The organism is Limnohabitans curvus (assembly GCF_003063475.1).
Lineage (GTDB): Bacteria > Pseudomonadota > Gammaproteobacteria > Burkholderiales > Burkholderiaceae_C > Limnohabitans > Limnohabitans curvus.
Window position 1 is genome coordinate 1271841 of the sequence record NZ_NESP01000001.1, and the last position, 19332, is coordinate 1291172.

Annotated in this window: 16 protein-coding genes; 6 read left to right on the forward strand and 10 right to left on the reverse strand. The window is 56.5% G+C overall.

Annotated features, from left to right (window positions below):
• Positions 1 to 4 precede the first annotated feature (4 nt).
• Both B9Z44_RS06420 and B9Z44_RS06425 read right to left on the reverse strand, forming a co-directional pair.
• Positions 5 to 835: a ChbG/HpnK family deacetylase gene (locus B9Z44_RS06420; RefSeq protein ID WP_245912773.1), complete on the reverse strand. Its 831-nt coding sequence runs from the start codon at positions 833 to 835 to the stop codon at positions 5 to 7.
• Positions 832 to 1773: a LysR family transcriptional regulator gene (locus B9Z44_RS06425; protein ID WP_108360436.1), complete on the reverse strand. Its 942-nt coding sequence runs from the start codon at positions 1771 to 1773 to the stop codon at positions 832 to 834. Before B9Z44_RS06425 ends, B9Z44_RS06420 begins: the two co-directional genes overlap by 4 nt.
• Positions 1774 to 1824: 51 nt before the next feature.
• Here B9Z44_RS06425 and B9Z44_RS06430 point away from each other — a divergent pair, with 51 nt between their 5' ends.
• The 3 genes from B9Z44_RS06430 (at position 1825) to B9Z44_RS06440 (ending at position 5727) form a co-directional block, all read left to right on the forward strand.
• On the forward strand, positions 1825 to 2853 hold the full coding sequence (locus tag B9Z44_RS06430) for an SLAC1 anion channel family protein (RefSeq protein WP_108401981.1): 1029 nt from the start codon (positions 1825 to 1827) through the stop codon (positions 2851 to 2853).
• Positions 2854 to 2985: 132 nt separating this feature from the next.
• A complete protein-coding gene (locus B9Z44_RS06435) occupies positions 2986 to 5205 on the forward strand; it encodes a malate synthase G (RefSeq protein ID WP_108401982.1) in 2220 nt (739 codons plus the stop codon).
• 126 nt (positions 5206 to 5331) lie between these two features.
• Entirely contained in the window at positions 5332 to 5727 is a 396-nt protein-coding gene (locus B9Z44_RS06440; RefSeq protein WP_108360430.1) for a hypothetical protein, read from the forward strand.
• A gap of 17 nt (positions 5728 to 5744) precedes the next feature.
• Here the strand turns inward: B9Z44_RS06440 and B9Z44_RS06445 are convergent, their stop codons facing one another.
• Positions 5745 to 6947: an FAD-binding domain-containing protein gene (locus tag B9Z44_RS06445; protein WP_245912774.1), complete on the reverse strand. Its 1203-nt coding sequence runs from the start codon at positions 6945 to 6947 to the stop codon at positions 5745 to 5747.
• A gap of 46 nt (positions 6948 to 6993) precedes the next feature.
• On the opposite strand from B9Z44_RS06445, the gene B9Z44_RS06450 reads away from it, so the two are divergent.
• From B9Z44_RS06450 to B9Z44_RS06460, 3 genes are read left to right on the forward strand one after another with little or no spacing between them, the layout of a single operon-like run.
• On the forward strand, positions 6994 to 7218 hold the full coding sequence (locus B9Z44_RS06450; protein WP_108360426.1) for a cysteine-rich CWC family protein: 225 nt from the start codon (positions 6994 to 6996) through the stop codon (positions 7216 to 7218).
• Positions 7211 to 8671 carry an MFS transporter gene (locus tag B9Z44_RS06455; RefSeq protein WP_108360424.1) on the forward strand — a complete coding sequence of 487 codons (1461 nt, stop codon included), beginning with the start codon at positions 7211 to 7213 and terminating at the stop codon, positions 8669 to 8671. The genes B9Z44_RS06450 and B9Z44_RS06455 overlap by 8 nt, the downstream gene beginning before the upstream one ends.
• 17 nt (positions 8672 to 8688) lie before the next feature.
• Positions 8689 to 9465, forward strand: a complete 777-nt coding sequence (locus tag B9Z44_RS06460) for a class II glutamine amidotransferase (protein ID WP_108360422.1) — start codon at positions 8689 to 8691, stop codon at positions 9463 to 9465.
• Here the strand turns inward: B9Z44_RS06460 and gshB are convergent.
• The 7 genes from gshB to leuS all read right to left on the reverse strand — a co-directional run bounded on the left by gshB (position 9462) and on the right by leuS (position 19241).
• Entirely contained in the window at positions 9462 to 10409 is a 948-nt protein-coding gene (gene gshB, locus B9Z44_RS06465; protein WP_108360420.1) for a glutathione synthase, read from the reverse strand. The two genes, B9Z44_RS06460 and gshB, sit on opposite strands and share 4 nt — an antisense overlap.
• Positions 10410 to 10412: 3 nt before the next feature.
• The gene (locus B9Z44_RS06470) at positions 10413 to 12284 is read right to left on the reverse strand and encodes a potassium transporter Kup (protein WP_108360418.1); all 1872 of its coding nucleotides are present in this window, start codon (positions 12282 to 12284) and stop codon (positions 10413 to 10415) included.
• 8 nt (positions 12285 to 12292) lie between these two features.
• Positions 12293 to 13588: a glutamate--cysteine ligase gene (gene gshA / locus B9Z44_RS06475; RefSeq protein ID WP_108360416.1), complete on the reverse strand. Its 1296-nt coding sequence runs from the start codon at positions 13586 to 13588 to the stop codon at positions 12293 to 12295.
• A gap of 81 nt (positions 13589 to 13669) precedes the next feature.
• On the reverse strand, positions 13670 to 14950 hold the full coding sequence (locus tag B9Z44_RS06480) for a glutamate-5-semialdehyde dehydrogenase (protein WP_108401984.1): 1281 nt from the start codon (positions 14948 to 14950) through the stop codon (positions 13670 to 13672).
• Between the two features lie 15 nt (positions 14951 to 14965).
• Positions 14966 to 16036: a DNA polymerase III subunit delta gene (gene holA, locus B9Z44_RS06485; protein ID WP_108401985.1), complete on the reverse strand. Its 1071-nt coding sequence runs from the start codon at positions 16034 to 16036 to the stop codon at positions 14966 to 14968.
• Between the two features lie 2 nt (positions 16037 to 16038).
• On the reverse strand, positions 16039 to 16545 hold the full coding sequence (locus B9Z44_RS06490) for an LPS-assembly lipoprotein LptE (RefSeq protein ID WP_108401986.1): 507 nt from the start codon (positions 16543 to 16545) through the stop codon (positions 16039 to 16041).
• Between the two features lie 8 nt (positions 16546 to 16553).
• Positions 16554 to 19241 carry a leucine--tRNA ligase gene (gene leuS, locus B9Z44_RS06495; protein WP_108401987.1) on the reverse strand — a complete coding sequence of 896 codons (2688 nt, stop codon included), beginning with the start codon at positions 19239 to 19241 and terminating at the stop codon, positions 16554 to 16556.
• Positions 19242 to 19332: the final 91 nt, after the last annotated feature.

Here is a 19332-nt window from a genome sequence, read left to right on the forward strand (position 1 = left end):
GGTCTCAAGCTTGTATAAGTTTGCCGCTGCCGCGCACCAAACGCACGCGGGCGTCAAACATGTGCTGCACAAAATCGTGTCCTGCGAGATAAGCAAACTCTCGCTTGCGTGCAGGGCCAATCGCATCGTCCGGTTGTGCCGACACGGCAGGGTGGCACATGATGAGCGCGGCGTTGTCTGCTGGCAGGTGGGTGAGCCAGCCTTGCATGTGGCGTGCGTAGTCGTCCAGGCTGCCATCAAAGCCATAGGCGCCCAACAACGGCCCCACCGTAGGCCATGCGTGGTGTTGAGCCCAGTCGGCGAGTGCTGCCGCTCCCATGGCAGAGATGACTTTGGCCTTGAGCCCAGGTTGCGCAACTTGCGACACGCGTAGCCATGGACGCGGGGCGGTATCGCCATAACGGCGCATCAGAACCTCGGCCAAAGCGTGACGAAAGACTGCAAACTGCTGGATGTGTTGGTGTCCGTCGATGTGATCAGGGGCCGCTTGCCACTGACCCTCAAAAGCATCCAGCTGCCGTTCAATTTCGTCTTCAATGCTTTGTTGGTTGTAAAGGCGAAGCGCAGCGCGCGCCATGACAACACCCAAACCGCGACCATGGCCTGCCGCCACGGCAAAGCTACTGGTCCAATCCAAATGCACGCCCACATCCAAGCGTTCACGCACGTCGCGTAGGGCCACCACATCTTCGGCCCAACGCGGCGAGAGGCTCATCACGCTGGTGGCGCTCAGGCGCCCAAGCACAGCCAAGGCAACAATGCCTTGCGACACGGGTGCGTTCAACGCGTAGTCATCCGCACACAGCACGACGTCTTTGATGTGATCGCACGTCATGCAGCCGAACTCCAGTAACTCGCATGACCGTAGTGGTCTTTGAGAAAATCAATCCACAAGCGCAAACGCAGGGGCAGGTGTTTGCGCTGCGAGAACACCGCATAAATTCCGTTGGGGGGTGCGGCGAATTCTTCCAACACAGGCACCAATTGCCCACTGCTGATTTCAGACTCCACCTCCCACGTGCTGCGCCATGCAATGCCGTGGCCCGCCAAACACCAGTCGTGCAGCACTTGACCGTCCGAACAGTCCATCGGGCCACTGGGGCGCAGGTGAATCACCTCGTGCGTTTGGCTATCCAAAAGCTTACCCGTCACAGGCACACGAAACGCCCAGCCGCGTGTTTGTGAGGCGTCGCTGGACAGCGTCAAGCAACGAAAGCGCATCAAGTCACTCGGCACTTTGGGTGTGCCGTAGCGTTTTAAAAATTCGGGGGTGGCCACACACAAGCGGCGGTTGTCGGCCATGCGCACACTCACCAACGATGAGTCGGGCAAATCGCCCACGCGCACCGCGCAATCAAAACCTTCGGCGGCTAAGTCGACCACACGGTCGCTCAGGTTGAGTGACACCGTCACATCGGGGTGCATGCTGTGAAACTTGGGCACCAGTGGTGCCACGTGGCGGCGACCAAACCCCGCAGGCGCCGTGATGCGCAAATGCCCGCTGGCTTTGAGACCACCCGCACTGACGCTCGCTTCGGCATTGGCCACATCGGCCAGCAAGCGTTGACAGTCTTCGAGGAATGCCGTGCCTTCGTGTGTGAGCGTGATGCGTCGCGTGGTGCGCACCAAGAGCTTGACGCCCAAGTGCGCTTCTAAGCTGTCCAAGCGACGCCCCATGATGGCGGGTGCCACGCCCTCGGCTTTGGCCGCAGCGGTCAAGCTGCCCTTCAAGGCCACCGACACAAAAGACTCAAAGGCTTTGAGTTTGTCCATGCATCAATTATCCACGCCGACGGTTTTGAGGCTGCAACCTAAAATTGGCGCATGAATACCCAAGCTCCCACGCATCGCCCCAGTCGAATCACCCGCGCCATTGCGCTGTTAGAGCACCTCGCACCCGCATGGTTTGCCATGGTCATGGGTTGGTGCGGTTTGTCACTCGCTTGGTTGCGCGCCACCGATGTGTTGGGCGACACCGCCCTTGGCTTAGGACTGGTGGGCGCTCTCTTTGCCCTATTTGTATTCGTCTTGCTGTGCCTCTCATGCGTGGTGCGTTTGACGTTTCACCCCAACGCCGTGGCCGCAGACATGCGCCACCCCGTGCGTCACGCCTTCATGGCCACGCTACCGCTGTCCATCATGTTGCTCGCTGGCATTGGTGTGTCTTTGTTTTGGAACACCTCACGCACACTCGACACGCTGCTCACATTTGCGTGGGTGTTGGGTTCGGTCTTAGAGCTGGCGGCTTCTGTGTGGGTGATTGCGCGTTGGCTCAACACGCCTGACAACGGCGGCTTGCAATGGGCCGCTTTCACGCCCGTGTTTTTTATTCCCGTCATTGGCAATGTGTTAGCGCCTTTGTCGGGCGTGACCATCGGTCTTGAGTCTTGGGCCACAGCTCAGTTTGGCATTGGTCTGCTGTTGTGGCCAGTGCTGCAGACCATGCTCCTCATTCGCATGGTGCAAGCGGGCCCGCTGGCTGCGCGCATGAGCCCCAGCATCTTCATCACCATGGTGGCGCCATCCATCATCGGTTTGTGTTTCTTGCAATTTGATGCACCACTGAGCTTGGCCTGGGGCTCGTGGGGCATTGGTCTGTTTTTCTTAGCCCTATCGCTCACGCAAATTCACACCATCCTTGAACAGCCTTTTGGTTTGCCCCATTGGGCCATGAGCTTTCCGATGGCCGCCTTCACCACACTTAGCCTGCGCATGTCGCAAGAGCAGGGCGGTGCATGGCTGGAACTGCCTGCTACCTTGTTGCTGGCGGTCACCTCACTGCTGATTTTGGGGTTGACCCTAGGCACATGGCGCGGCTTGCGTCATGGCCACTTGCTGGCGCCTGACAAGTAAAGCGCAGCCGCACGCACGATTACCACCCTATTTGTCACGACAGCCAAAAAGCTGGCGATGCAATCACCTCAGCGCAATCCAATAAGATTCGTTCTGATTTCCCCTTTTTGATTTATCCAGAGAGACCTCACCATGAGCCAAGACACCACCAAGCGCACCCAAGTGCGCAGCTTGCAAGTTGCCACCAACTTGTACAAATTCATCGAGACCAAAGTGTTGCCCGACACTGGCGTGAGCAGCGATAAATTCTGGAAGGGTTTCGACGCCATCGTCCAAGACTTGGCACCGAAAAACATCGCCTTGCTGGCAGAGCGTGACCGCCTGCAAACCGAGATGGACACATGGCACAGCGCCAACCCAGGCCCCATCAAAAACATGAAGGCCTATCGCAAGTTCTTGGAAAAAATTGGCTACCTCGTGCCACAACCCGACAAGGTCAAAGCCACCACCAAAAACGTGGACGCTGAATTGGCCTTGCAAGCTGGCCCACAACTGGTGGTGCCCGTGCTCAATGCACGTTACGCCTTGAACGCAGCCAACGCACGCTGGGGTTCTTTGTATGACGCCTTGTATGGCACAGACGCCATCCCAGAAAAAGGCGGCGCAGAAAAAACTGCGGGCTACAACCCCAAGCGCGGCGCCAAGGTCATTGCCTATGCACGTCACGTGCTGGACCGCACCGTGCCTTTGAAGAGCGGCTCGCACATCGACTCCACCGGCTACGCCGTGGTGAACGGCGAATTGGTCGTCACCCTCAAAGGCGGCAAGACCACCAAGCTGGCCAAGGCCGCTCAGTTTGTGGGCTTTCAAGGCAAGATGTCTGAGCCATCGTCGGTGCTCTTCGCGCACAACGGCTTGCACCTTGATTTGCAAATCAACCGCAACACCCCCATCGGCGCGACAGACCCAGCCGGCGTGAGCGACTTGGTGGTGGAAGCTGCCTTGTCGACCATCCTCGACTTGGAAGACTCCGTGGCCGTCGTGGATGCAGACGACAAAGTGCTGGCCTACAGCAACTGGTTGGGCATCGTCAAAGGCACCTTGACCGAGACGGTTGAAAAAGGTGGCAAAACGTTCACACGTGGTTTGAATGCCGACCGCGAATACAAAGGCAAAGACGGCCAGCCCGTCAAATTGCATGGCCGCTCATTGCTGTTCCTTCGCAACGTGGGCCACTTGATGACCAACCCCGCCATTCTTTACAAAGGTAAAGACGGCCAGATGCACGAAATCCCAGAAGGCATCATGGACGCGGTCATCACCACGACCATCGCGCTGCACGACTTGCAAGGCCACGGCAAAAAAGGCATTCGCAATTCACGCACAGGTTCTGTGTACATCGTCAAACCCAAAATGCACGGCCCCACCGAAGTGGCGTTTGCCTGCGAATTGTTTGGTCGCGTTGAGAAGGTTTTGGGCTTGTCTGACAGCACCGTCAAGCTGGGCATCATGGACGAAGAGCGCCGCACCAGCGTGAACTTGAAAGCCTGTATCGCTGCTGCAGCGAGCCGCGTGGCGTTCATCAACACCGGCTTCTTGGATCGCACCGGCGACGAGATGCACACCGCCATGCAAGCAGGCCCCATGTTGCGCAAAGGCGATATGAAAACCAGCGCATGGATTCAAGCCTACGAAAAGAACAACGTGTTGGCTGGCTTGTCATGCGGCTTGCGCGGCAAGGCGCAAATCGGCAAAGGCATGTGGGCCATGCCCGACTTGATGGCAGAGATGCTGAAACAAAAAATTGGCCACCCCAAAGCGGGCGCCAACACCGCTTGGGTGCCAAGCCCTACAGCCGCTGTGTTGCACGCCATGCATTACCACCAAGTCAAAGTGGTGGACGTGCAGAAAGAATTGGAAAAGATCGACTACAACAAGGTGCGTGACAGCCTCTTGAACGACCTGTTGCAAGTGCCTGTGACAGCCAACCCCAACTGGAAACCTGCTGAGAAGCAACAAGAGTTGGACAACAACGTGCAAGGCATCTTGGGCTATGTGGTGCGCTGGGTCGACCAAGGTGTGGGCTGCTCGAAAGTGCCAGACATCCACAACGTCGGCTTGATGGAAGACCGCGCCACCCTGCGCATTTCTAGCCAACACATCGCCAACTGGTTGCACCACGGCGTGGTCACACCGGCTGAAGTGAAAGACACCTTCAAGCGCATGGCGTCGGTGGTGGACAAGCAAAACGCGGGCGACAAGGCTTACCAAAAAATGGCGGGCCGCTTTGCCAAAGCACCTGCTTACCAAGCCGCCCTCGACTTGGTGTTCAAAGGCAAAGAGCAGCCCAGCGGCTACACCGAGCCTTTGCTGCACGCATGGCGCTTGAAAGTGAAGGCGGGCCACGCCTAAAGTGAAGGCCGGTCAAGCCTAATCACTGCTGCATGAAGCAAAAGAAAACGGCTCCCTCGGGAGCCGTTTTTCATGGGTGCTGCGAACTATGATTGAGTGATTCCATTTTGCGATTGAGAGCCTGCCATGACACACCCTTTGATTAGCACCACACTTCGTTTTGCTTTGCGCACCGTGATTGGTTTGGTGTTGACCGTGCTGATTGCCGTGGGAGTGTACTTGCTGTTCTCGTACCACTTCACTTACTCCAAGGGCGAGAGCGTGGGTTTTGTGCAAAAGCTCTCTTACAAAGGCTGGATCTGCAAAACATGGGAAGGCGAACAAATTCGGGCTTTAGCCACCCTCCCCGCCATTCCAGAAAAGTTTGCCTTCACCGTGCGTGATGATGCGGTGGCTGACCAAATCAACAAACACATTGGTCAAAAAGTAGTGGTGGAGTATGAGCAACACAAAGGCTTGCCGACCTGCTTTGGCGAGACCGAATACTTCATCACCAAAGTCACGCCGGCGCCTGGCGAATAAGGCGTATCAAGCCGCGTTTAAGACGCGGGTGGTCGCGCAGGCAGCGGGTACACCAACTGCTGCAAGTGCCGCACGTTCTTGTTCACCTGCACCCACCATTTGCTGAACGAATCCATCGGCTTGTCGAGGTGACGGAACAGGCGTGGCGCAGGTCGCAATTGCACATGACCTGCAGCAAGGTCTGGCAAACACAGATGCGCCACGGTTTGCACACTTTGCGCATGGGCCAATGCGGCCAACACCTCGTCAGCAGAACCAAACCAACGGTGCGGCGTAAGTGCCGTCATGCGTTCACCCACAAAGTGCCAACGCAAAGCATTCCATGGATGCGCTTGTGTGTGCTCTGCAAATGCCACGGCCACGCACACCACATCCGCAGGTAAGTCCTTTGGCAAATCAGCCAGCACCCACGGATGCACCAGCCACACATGTTGGCCTGCCACATCGCTTGCCACAGGTTTTGTAAACCCTAAATCAGCAGGTGGTTCGGAGAACACCGCTGGCTCATCCCAAGCCAATTCGTTTTTACGCACTTGCGCCACAGTGGCCGAGCTACGGGCCAAGATGTCCATCAGCTCGTAGCTCACGTCAATCGATGTGGCGCGGCTGTGCCAAATTTCAGGGGCAAACTTCTCTACCGTGTCGGCATTGAACAAATAAGGTTTGCTGCTTCCCGTCGCTGCCACCCATTGCCACCCCAAATAGTTGCTGGCCACATCGCCATCCAACAAATGGCTGTACATCCAATCGGCGGCCACGCGCCAATGCACTTTGCGCAAATGCACGATGTAGCTGGCCACCCACAGGCGCGCATGGTTGTGCAAATAACCCGTGGTGTAGAGCATGCGTATGGCGGTGTCAATCACAGGCACGCGGGTGCAAGCGTGGCGCACATCCTCGGGTAGCTCGGTGCTGTACTCGGTATCTGGCAAGACACCTTCGTGCAAGGACTGCGCAATGCCATCGCCTAAATGGTGATGCAAGTGTTGAAAATACTCGCGCCAACCCAACTCATAAATCAGCTTGTGTTGCACGCCCACGCGGTACTGGTGGTACATGGCGCTGGCCACATCGGGCACGCTCAAAAAACCATGGGTGAGGTACGGCGACAAATGCGTCACCGCGCCATCCAAGGCGTTGCGGCTGTGCGCATAGTCTTTGGGGCTGACGTAGTCAAGCCGCAGCTGTGCGGCTTCTGGCGTGGGTGGGAATTCGTACATAAGATTTTTGCGATTGTGCCTTGTTCGCTTCGCTACACTTTGGGGCATGCACAGCCAAATGCCCGCCCCCATTGACGCTTGCGCTTGCCCCTTGTGCGGCCAGCCGAATCAATGCGCCATGGAAGCGGCCAAAGTCAGCGGGCAACCCGTTGCCAAGTGCTGGTGCGTGAACGCGTCTTTCTCGCCCGAGCTGCTTGCCCAAGTGCCCGCCGCATCACAACGCAAGGCCTGCATTTGCCAAGCCTGCGCCACGAAAGAAGCACATGGCTGAACGCGGCTCGTTGGCAGACCTACAAAGCCGCTACGGCACACGCCACCGTTGGTTGATGTTGACCACGGTGATGATTGGCTCGATGGCCGCCATCATGTCGTCCACCATCATGAATGTGGGCATTCCCGACATGAGCTTGCAGTTCGGCATTGGTCAAGAGTCGGCGCAGTGGGTGAGCTCTAGCTTCATGGTGGCCATGACGGTGTCCATGCTCACCACGCCTTGGCTGTTGGCACGCTTTGGCTACCGCACCACTTACATGGGTTGCATGTGGGTGCTGTTCACGGCAGGTGTCGCCGGCGGACTCTCCACCGATTACAACTTGGTGCTAGCGGCACGCGTCATCGAAGGCCTGGCGGCTGGCGTGGTGCAACCCATTCCGGCCATCATCATCTTGCGGGCATTTGATACTTCAGAGCAAGGCCGAGCCAACAGTTTCTTTGGCATGGGCGTGGTGCTGGCCCCCGCGCTGGGTCCCAGCATCGGCGGTTTGTTGGTGGACTGGATGAGTTGGCGCGCGCTGTTTTTCATGGTGGTGCCGTTTTGCATGGTGTCCATGTGGATGGCCATGCGCTACGTGCCCACCACCGCACCAGGCGGCGTGAGCGCCAACCACGGCAGGCCCTCGCTGGATTTGGGCGGACTCGCACTTGCCACCGTGGGCACCTTGTGCTTGCTCAATGGCTTGGTGATGTTGCACAGCGGCAATGTGACCGCCTCTCTCAGCTTGATTGGCGCAGCAGTGTTATGCACAGTGGGCTTTGTGGCGTGGCAACGTGTACAAACTCAAAACGATGGCAAACCACTGATGAACTTGGCTTTGTTCACGCATAGACCATTTGCCATGGGGACCACCGTGGCCTTCATTTACGGCATTGCCATGTTTGGCTCCACCTATTTGTTGCCCTTGTATTTGCAACTCGGCTTAGGTCTGTCACCCAGCTATGTGGGCACTTTGTTGTTGCCATCAGGCTTGCTGTTGGCGTTCACCATTGCCATCGTGGGCCGCTACTCGAGCACACACCCTACACACTTGATGGTGAGCTTTGGCTTGGTGTTACTGGCACTTTCTTTTGCGCTCATGCTCACCGTGAATTTGCAAACAGGTTTGTGGGTGCTGGTGGCCTTTGCCATTTTGGGACGCGTGGGCTTGGGCTTTATCTTGCCCTCACTCAACATCGGCGCCATGCGTGGCATGGACAGCAACTTGATTCCTCAAGGCGCCAGCGTCATCAACTTTTTGCGCATGCTAGGCGGCGCAGCGGGTGTGAGCCTGTGCGGCATTTTGTTGGAATGGCGATTGGCTGTGCACGGGGATTCGCTCACCAACCCAAAAACGTCGGCCATGCGCTTGGCGGCGTTTGACGAAGTGTTTTTGATGCTCGCGTTGGTTTGCATGCTGGCACTCTTAGCGGCGTGGCGCATTCGCCAACCGCACCAACACACCCATTGATCTTGAATTGAACCGCCATGTGCCAACTGCTCGGACTGAATTGCAAAAACCCCACAGACGCGACCTTCAGCTTCAGCGGCTTCGCGCAACGCGCTGGTGTGACCGACCACCACGCCGATGGCTGGGGCATTGCGTTCTTTGAAGGCTCCGAGCAAGACCGCGGCCTGCGTCACTTCATCGACCACTTGCCAGCCAGCACATCGCCCGTGGCCGAACTGATTCGCAAGTACCCCATCAAAAGCCGCAACGTCATTTCCCACATTCGCAAGGCCACGCAAGGCGTGGTGGCACTTGAGAATTGCCACCCCTTTGTGCGCGAGCTGTGGGGCCGCTACTGGGTGTTTGCGCACAACGGAAACCTAGAGAACTACGAACCGCGCTTGCATGGCAATTTCAAACCCGTCGGTCACACCGATAGCGAGCAGGCGTTTTGCTGGTTGATGCAAGAAATGGCCAAGTCACACGCCAGCGTGCCATCGGTTGATGAGCTGACACTGACGCTCAAAGAGCTGGTGCCGCAGATTGCCAAGCACGGCACGTTCAATTTCTTGCTGTCCAACGGTCAGGCGCTGTGGGCGCATGCCTCGACTAATCTTTGTTACATCGAACGCAAACACCCATTTGCAAAGGCCACGCTGAGTGATCAAGACATGAGCATCAATTTTGCAGAACACGCATCGCCTGATGACCGTGTGGCGGTGGTGGTGACGGCGCCTTTGACAACCAACGAGGTGTGGACGCCGTTTGCACCGGGAGAGTTGAAGGTGTTTGTGGATGGACAGCTGCGCGCTTAAGCGGCCGCAGTTTCCAACGCGTCAATGAACATCGCAGCGACATCAAAACCGGTTTGATCAAAGATCTCTTGAAAGCAAGTAGGGCTGGTCACGTTCACTTCGGTGAGGCAGTCACCAATCACATCCAAACCCACCAACAACAAACCACGCTTGGCGAGGATGGGGCCTAGGGCTTCGGCGATTTCTTGGTCACGTGCTGAGATAGCTTGCGCCACGCCTTTGCCGCCTGCAGCCAAGTTGCCGCGCACTTCACCACCTTGGGGAATACGCGCCAAGCAATAGGGCACGACTTTGCCGCCAATGACGAGCACGCGCTTGTCGCCTTTATCAATCGCAGGGATGAACTTTTGCACCATGACCGTTTGGGCGCCGTCACGGTTGAGGGTTTCGGTGATGGCGCCGAGATTCAAGCCATCGTCCTTCACGCGGAAGATACCCATGCCGCCCATGCCATCGAGTGGCTTCAAGATGATGTCGCGGTGTTGCGCATGAAACGCACGAATGGCATCGGCGCTGCGCGTCACCAGGGTGGGGCTGATGAATTGTGCGAATTCCAGAATGGCTAATTTTTCTGGATGGTCGCGCAAAGCAGCGGGTTTGTTGAACACCTTGGCACCTTCGCGCTCGGCTTGCTCTAGCAAGTGCGTGGCGTAGAAGTACTCGCTGTCAAAAGGCGGGTCTTTGCGCATCACGATGGCGTCGGCGCTGTTGAGCGCGTAGTGCTCGTCCACGCTTTGCACGTTAAACCAACTCTCAGCATCACCCGTCAAGCGCACATGTTGCACGCGTGCAGTGACTTTTTGGCCGCTTTGCCACACGATGTCTTGCGGTTCGCAGGCCAACACTTGGTGGCCACGGCGCTGGGCTTCACGCATCATCGCAAACGTGGTGTCCTTGTAAATTTTGAAAGACGACAACGGGTCTGCGACGAAGAGGATATGCATGTTTTAAATTTCGATTTTGCTGCCCAGCTCCACCACGGAGTTGCTAGGCAAGTTCAAGAAGTCGGCAGCAGAGCTGGCATTGAGGTGCATTTGGGCAAACAGTTTTTCACGCCACTGGGCCATGCCACCCGTCACCGTAGGCACGATGCTGTCGCGTGACAGGAAATAGCTTGTCGTCATCGGGCTGATTTCGCACCCCATGCCATTCAAGTTAGCCAACGCGCCTGGCACGTCCGGATCGTCTTTGAAACCGTAGTGAATCACGACCTGCCAACAGTCTTGGCCAATGGCGGAAATTTCTAGGCGTTCGTTTTCATCAATCCAAGGCACTTCATGGTTTTGCACGTTCACAAACAAGTTTTGCTTGTGCAACACTTTGTTGTGTTTCAAGTTATGCAACATGGCGTTGGGCACGGCACCCTTTCCAGAAGTCAAGAACACGGCCGTGCCTTCGACTCGCGTGGGGGGTGACAAAAACACCGCCTCTAAGAAACTGTTCAAGTCCAATGCATCTTCTTTGCGCTTCTCATGAAGGATGGCACGGCCATCGCGCCATGTCAGCATGAACATCATGATGACCGAAGCAATCAGCAACGGGAACCAGCCACCTTCGAACAGCTTCAACAAGTTCGAGGCCCAGAACACAAAGTCCACCGCAAAGAAAAAGCTCGTGGCCGCCAAACACCACCAGAACGGGTATTTCCAACCGTAATGAATCACAAAGAAGGTCAGTACGGTGGTGATGAGCATATCGGTACACACCGCAATGCCGTAGGCCGCCGCCAAATTGCTGGATGATTTAAACATCATCACCGCCAATACGATGACAGCAAACAAGCCCCAGTTCACAAACGGAATATAGATTTGACCCGTGTCTTTCACGCTGGTGTGCAGCACTTGCAAACGTGGCAAGAAGCCCAGTTGAACCACTTGCTTGGTCACGCTAAAAGCGCCTGAAATCAAGGCTTGCGAAGCAATCACGGTGGCCGCTGTCGCCAGCCCCACCAACGGCACGAGCAACCAATCAGGTGCCATGTTGAAGAACGGGTTGGCCACGGCTGCGGGGTCACTCAAAAGCAAAGCGCCTTGACCAAAGTAGTTCAGGGTCAACGCAGGCATGACCACAAAGAACCAGGCGATGCGAATGGGCTTCTTACCGAAGTGCCCCATGTCCGCATACAAAGCTTCGCCACCGGTGACGCACAACACCACAGCGCCCAAAATCAAGAAGGTCACTTCGGGTTCGGTGAAGATGAAACGCAAAGCATGATGCGGGCTGATGGCCCACAAAATTTCTGGATGCGATGCGATGTGATAAATGCCCAAAGCAGAAATGGCAGCAAACCACACCACGGTGATCGGACCAAAAAACTTACCAATACCACTGGTGCCTCGCTTTTGCACAGCGAAGAGGCCAAACAAAATGATGATTGTGAGTGGAATCACATACTTCTTAAAAGCGGGTGACACCACCTCTAAACCCTCGACCGCAGACAACACCGAAATAGCGGGTGTGATCACACCATCGCCATAAAACAAGCAAGTGCCAAAGATGCCCACGATCAGCATGCGATGACGCAACACGGGGCGGTCTTTCACCGCCATGGACGCTAAAGCCAGCATCGCCACCAAACCACCTTCGCCGTGGTTGTCCGCACGCAACACCAAAGCCACATACTTGATGGACACAATGACGGTCAACGTCCAAAAGAAGATGGACAAGATGCCATAGATGTTGTCGGGCGTGAATTGCACATGGCCCGAACCAAACACCTCTTTCATCGCGTACAGCACGCTGGTGCCGATGTCGCCGTAAACAACGCCAATCGCGCCCAAGGTGAGCGCCGCGAGCGACGACTTTCCGTGTTGATCCATAACTAACCTCAGTCGTAATTTTCTGCTTCGGGATCAGTGGCTTCGAGTTCATAACTCGCAGCCAACATGGCCAAACGGCCGATGACACCATACATGTAGAAGCGGTTGGGGGTACTTGCACCGGGCTTCATGCCAGGCTGCGGTGTGTGCGCACTTTGTTCAAAAGCCAAAGGCACAAAGCTGGCACCGGGAGCGTTCAAGTTTTCGTCCACGCCGCGGTCGGCATGCACGCGGTAGAAACCGCCCACCACGTAGCGGTCCATCATGTAGACCACGGGTTCAGCCACCGCGTCGTTCAAGCGCTCGTGCGTGAGCACGCCTTCTTGGATGATGACTTGGTTGACTTCTTGACCATCTTTGACCACGCTCATTTTGTTGCGCGTCTTGCGGTTGACCACGTCCAAGTCTTTGACATCGCGCACGGTCATGATGCCCATGCCGTAGGTGCCGTTGTCGGCCTTGACGATGACGAATGGTTTTTCGTTGATGCCGTACTCTTTGTATTTGCGCTTGATCTTGGTGAGCAAGGCATCCACATTGGTCTTCAAGCACTCCATGCCCGTGCCCTCAGCGAAGTTGACTTCGCCGCACTGGTTGAACATGGGGTTGATCAGCCACGGATCGATCCCCAACAACTTGCCAAAACGTTTGGCGACTTCTTCGTAGCACTCAAAGTGTTTGCTCTTGCGGCGCACGCTCCAGCCCGCATGCAGCGGTGGCAACAGGTGTTGCTCATGCAAGTCTTCCAAGATGCCAGGAATGCCTGCGCTCAAATCGTTGTTGAGCAAAATCGTGCAAGGGTCAAAGTCTTTGAGCCCCAAGCGACGTTTGCCACGAATCACCGGCTCCAACGTGACGCTGTCACCGTTGGGCAAATCGATGGTGGTGTTTTCTTTGATCTCAGGGTTGATTGAGCCAATGCGCACATTCAAACCAGCCATGTGGAAGATGCGCTGCAGCTGCGCCACGTTCGACAAATAGAAGGTGTTGCGCGTGTGGTTCTCGGGGATCAACAGCAGATTGCGCGCTTCAGGGCAAATCTTCTCGATCGCGGCCATCGCGGCTTGCACGGCAAGCGGCAGCATTTCAGGCGTGAGGTTGTTCCAGCCGCCTGGGTAGAGGTTGGTATCTACGGGAGCGAGCTTGAAACCCGCATTGCGAATATCGACTGAGCTGTAGAAAGGAGGGGTGTGCTCCATCCACTCCAAACGAAACCAACGCTCGATGGCAGGCATGGAATCGAGGATGCGTTGTTCAAGCTCGTTGATGGGGCCGTTGAGGGCGGTGATGAGATGAGGAACCATGGTGTCCTTGTATGTGGAAAGTAATTCTAGGACGTTGGGATGACAAGACGCGTTTCAAACGAAGAAGTGTCGCGCCATTGGCTAGGTGCGAATTTCACCTTGACCCAACACCACGTATTTCAATGAGGTCAGACCTTCGATGCCCACAGGTCCCCGGGCATGAAATTTATCGGTAGAAATGCCTATTTCAGCACCCAAACCGTATTCAAAACCATCTGCAAATCGGGTGCTGGCATTGACCATCACGCTGGACGAGTCCACCTCGCGCAAAAAGCGCTGGGCGTGCATGTGGTCGCGCGTGAGAATGGATTCGGTGTGGTGACTGGAGTAGTGGTTGATGTGGGCAATGGCTTCGTCCAAGCCTTCCACCACTTTGATGCTGATGATGGGGCCCAAATATTCTTCAAACCAATCCTGCTCGGTTGCGTCTTTGAGGTTTGCACCTTTGACTTGTGTGAGGATAGTTTTGGCTTCTGGAGAACAGCGCATCTCCACACCTTTGGCAGCAAAGATGGCGCCAATCTTGGGCAAAAACTCGGCGGCCACGCCACGTGCGACCAACAAGCTTTCGCTGGCGTTGCAAGGGCTGTACTTTTGGGTCTTGGCGTTGTCGGCCACGGTCACCGCCATGGCGATGTCGCAAGGGTCGTCCACATAGGTGTGGCAATTGCCGTCCAAGTGTTTGATAACGGGCACTTTGGCGTCGCGACTGATGCGCTCGATCAAGCCCTTGCCGCCGCGCGGAATGATGACGTCCACAAACTCAGGCATGGCAATCAAATGGCCTACCGCCTCGCGGTCGGTGGTTTGCACCAGTTGCACAGCATCGGTCGGCAAGCCGCTTTCGCTCAGTGCTTGTTGCACCAACTTTGCCAACGCTTTATTAGACTCAATCGCTTCCGAACCGCCACGCAAGATGCAGGCGTTGCCGCTCTTGATGGACAACGAAGCGGCTTCAATCGTCACGTTGGGACGACTTTCGAAAATCATGCCAAACACGCCCAAAGGCACACGCATTTGGCCCACGCGAATGCCGCTGGGTTGCTCTTTCAAGCCTGTGATTTCGCCAATCACCTCTGGCATGGCGGCGAGTTGTTCGCAACCTTGCGCGCAGGTTTCCAACACTTTGGGCGTGAGCTTCAAGCGGTCCACCATAGGCGCATCCAAGCCTGCGGCGATGGCGCGCTCAATGTCTTTGGCATTGTCAATTTGCAGCGCGGCGATGTTGTCACGCAGCAAAGCGGCCAGCTTGCGCAGCGCGGTGTTTTTGACCGCGGCAGAGGCTTTGGCCATTTGCGCTGAAGCGACTTTGGCTTGAGCGCCCAGCGCGTGCATGTGGTCGGCAACGTTGAGAGTCGTCATGGTGTGTTTTCCTAATTAAGCGTTGCGCGGCATACAAGCGCGGCACAAACGCATGGCCAAACGGTGCAGGGCTTGCCAATTGTCGGCAGGCCATTCTGGTGTTTTCAAGCCTTTGACAATGCCGTCGACCTGGTGAGCCGATTGCAACAATTTTTCCAGCATGCCCACGCTCAAGCGTGGCAGCACGCGTTCAAACAAGCGCTCGCGCGGACCCCAGATGCGTTGCTCGCGCAGCGCCATCGGTAAGGCCTTGCCCGATGCGACAGCATCCTTGACACGTTTCAAAGCACGGATTTCTTCGGCCAGCGTGTAGTGCACCAACACCTCCGCTTCACCTTCGGCCTTCAAACCATCGAGCATGCGTTGCACGCGCAGGGGCTGACCGCTGAGTACAGCTTCTGAGAGTTTGAACACGTCATAACGTGCCACGTTCATCACTGCGCGTTCGACTTGCTCAAAGCTCAACTCGCCTGCGGGGTACAGAAGGCCAAGCTTTTGAATTTCTTGGTGCGCTGCCAGCAAGTTGCCTTCCACACGCTCGGCAAAAAATTGCAAGGTGTGTTGACCCGCTTCGCCAGCAGCGACGCGTTGCTGCTGCGCACCCAAACGTTGCGCAATCCACGTGGGCAAAGCGTGGCGTTCAATCGGATCAATCTGCACGCTGATGCCGTTGTTTTCTAAGGCACCGAACCAAGCCGAGCTTTTGGTGGCTTTGTCTAAGCGCGGCAACAGCACCACGGTCAACGTGCTGTCATTGCCCACAGCCAACTCAGCAATTTGCTGCAAAGCTGTGCTGCCTTCTTTGCCGGGCTTGCCCGAAGGAATGCGAATTTCAATGAGTTGCTTATCGGCAAACAAGCTCATGGAGCCGCCTGCCGCCAACACTTCGCCCCAATCAAAATGCGCACCAGCCACGGTGTAGACGTTGCGTTCGGTGTAGCCCTGTTCGCGTGCAGTATTGCGCAAAGCATCTAGCGCTTCTTGCTGCAACAGAGGCTCATCGCCATGAAAGGTGTAGAGGCTGCGCAAGCCTTTGCTTGCCTGCGTTTGCAGGTGATTGGCAAATTGAGCGCTGGCGACTTGCATGTTTAAATTTGACGCACAGCTGCCAGGCGGCGTTGAATTTGCAAGACCAAATCATTTTCCATGTCGCGATACAGCAAGGCTTCTTCTGACTCTTTGGACAGCGCGCCAGTTTCGTTGAAGTTGATGTCGCGGGTCAGCATGATTTCCGTGTCGGGAATCAGCTCAATGCCGTTGCGTGAGCGCAGGCGAAAACGGTAACGCAAACGCAACTGAAATTCACGAATGGCACCCGTCGATGTGCGACCCACCACCACCTTTTCACGCAACTCAAACAGCTGATCAAAAATGACTTGTGCGCGTTCAATTTGACGCGGATCGCCGATGACCTCAACCTGACCTGAAGACTCCAAACTGCGCTTGAGCTTCACGCCAAAGGGCGACACGATGGGAATGCTGCTAAACAGCGTGTTGAATGCATAGCTGGGCGGCTTACGCAGCTCAAAACCACACCCCGCCAGCCCTGTCATGAGGGCGGTGGACATCAACCAAGCGCGACGTGTGGTGTGCATATCAACCTTTAAACGACGATGTTGACCAAGCGGCCAGGCACGACGATGACCTTCTTGGGCGCAGCACCATTGGCTTGCTTGATGAAGGCGTCGGTGGCCAACGCGGCTTGCTCGATTTGTTCTTTGGTGGCCGTGGCGCTGACGGTGACCGAGCCGCGCAACTTGCCGTTGATTTGCAGCATCAGCTCCAGCTCGTCACGTTGCAAGGCGCGCTCGTCGACCTCTGGCCAAGCGGTGTCGAGCAAGTCGCCCGACTGCTTGGCGTAGCCCAACTCAGCCCACAAGTTCGCACTGATGTGCGGGCAGGCGGGGTAGAGCATGCGCAGCAAAACAGACATGCCTTCGCACAACACAGCGTTGTCGCCCTCGCTGCCATCGGCCTTGAAATCTTCCAAGGCATTGAGCAACTTCATGCAGCCCGACACCACGGTGTTGTATTGCATGCGGTCATAGTCGTAGCTGACTTGCTTGAGCACCACATGCATTTCGCGACGCAAATCGGCAGCTTCTTTGCGCGGCTTGGCGGCGCTCAAGTTGCCAGCGGTGGCGGCCTTGAGCGTGGCCTCGTGTTTGAACGCAAAGTTCCACACGCGACGCAAGAAACGGTAGCTGCCTTCCACCGCCGCATCGTTCCACTCCAACGTGGCTTCGGGCGGCGCGGTAAACATGGTGTACAGACGCGCGGTGTCGGCGCCGTAGCGCTCGATCAGGTCTTGTGGGTCCACGCCGTTGTTCTTGGACTTGGACATGGTGCCCACGCCTTCGTAGTCGATGGCGGTGCCCACGGGCAATTTGCCGTCGCTGCTGTCGGCCGCGTTTTTGAGCTTGGCGCCCACCACTTTGCCTGCGTCGTCCAGCACATGCTCGACATCGTGGGGCCAGAAATAATCTTTGCCACCTTTGGCCGTGCGGCGTGAGTAAATGTGGTTGAGCACCATGCCTTGCGTGAGCAGCTTGGTGAAGGGCTCGTCCACTTTGACCAGGCCCATGTCGCGCATGACTTTGGTCCAGAAACGTGCGTAGAGCAAATGCAAAATCGCGTGCTCAATGCCGCCAATGTATTGGTCCATCGGCGCCCAGTACTGCGCGCCCTCAGCCACCATTGCATCCGTGTTGGTTGGGTCGCAATAGCGCATGAAGTACCACGACGAGTCCACAAAGGTGTCCATCGTGTCGGTCTCGCGGCGGGCGGGCTTGCCGCACACGGGGCATGTCACACCCGCATGGAAACCTTCGTGCTTGTGCAACGGGTTGCCTGAACCATCAGGGATGCAGTCTTGCGGCAACACCACGGGCAGGTCTTTTTCGGGCACGGGCACAGCGCCGTGTTCGTCGCAATGAATGATGGGGATCGGTGTGCCCCAATAGCGCTGGCGGCTGATACCCCAGTCGCGCAAACGCCAAGTGGTCTTCTTCTCGCCCAAGCCTTTGGCGGCGAGCAACTCGGCCACTTTGTTGACGGCTGCTTTTTGGTTCAAGCCATCGAGTTCGCCAGAGTTGATGCAGACGCAGCTTTGTTTGTCGCCGTACCACTCTTGCCACTCTTTGTCATTGAACGCTTGGTCTTTGACCGACACCACTTGTTGGATGGGCAAGTCGTATTTCAAAGCAAACGCAAAGTCACGTTCGTCATGCGCAGGCACGCCCATGACTGCACCATCGCCGTAAGACATGAGCACGTAGTTGCCCACCCACACTTCGACTTTCGCGCCGGTCAGTGGGTGCGTGACGAACAAGCCCGTAGGCATGCCTTTTTTCTCTTGCGTGGCCAGCTCGGCTTCGGTGGTGCCGCCGCTTTTGCATTCTTCGAGGAACGCAGCCAACGCAGGGTTCGTCGCCGCAGCGTGCAATGCCAGCGGATGCTCGGCGGCCACCGCACAAAACGTCACACCCATGATGGTGTCGGCGCGTGTGGTGAACACATACATTTTTCCGTCGCCGATAAGCGAGCCATCTGCACCGGCAATGTCGTGCGTGAACGCAAAGCGCACACCCTCGCTCTTGCCAATCCAGTTCTCTTGCATCAAGCGCACTTTGTCGGGCCAGCCGTTCAAGGTGGCTTTCTCGTTGCCAATTTGCACATGGTCCAACAACTCTTGCGCGTAACGGGTGATGTCGAGGTAATAGCCAGGAATCTCGCGCTTCTCAACCGGAGCGCCCGTGCGCCAGCCTTTGCCGTCAATCACTTGCTCGTTGGCCAACACGGTTTGGTCCACCGGGTCCCAGTTCACGACTTGAGTCTTGCGGTAAGCGATGCCTTTTTCGAGCATCTTCAAGAAGAGCCATTGGTTCCACTTGTAGTAGGTCGCATCGCAGGTGGCCACTTCGCGTGACCAGTCGATGGCCAAACCCATCGCCTGCATTTGCTTCTTCATGTAAGCGATGTTCTCGTACGTCCACTTCGCGGGCGGCACGCCGTTTTTCAGCGCGGCGTTTTCAGCAGGCAGCCCAAAGGCGTCCCAGCCCATGGGCATCAACACGTTGTAGCCCTTCATGCGCAGGTTGCGCGTGAGCATGTCGTTGATGGTGTAGTTGCGCACGTGCCCCATGTGCAGCTTGCCGCTGGGGTAAGGCAGCATGGAGCAGGCGTAAAACTTTTTCTTGGACGCGTCTTCGGTCACGCGGTAGGCGTCGGCTTGGGTCCAAGCGGCCTGAACGGCGCGTTCTACCTCGGTGTGGTTGTATTTGTCTTGCATGGAATCAGTCAGAGAATCCCCGCTGGGGTCGCGAGGCAGCGCCTTCAAACAAAGGCAAAGAATGCACTGATTTTAGGCCTTGGTTTGAGGG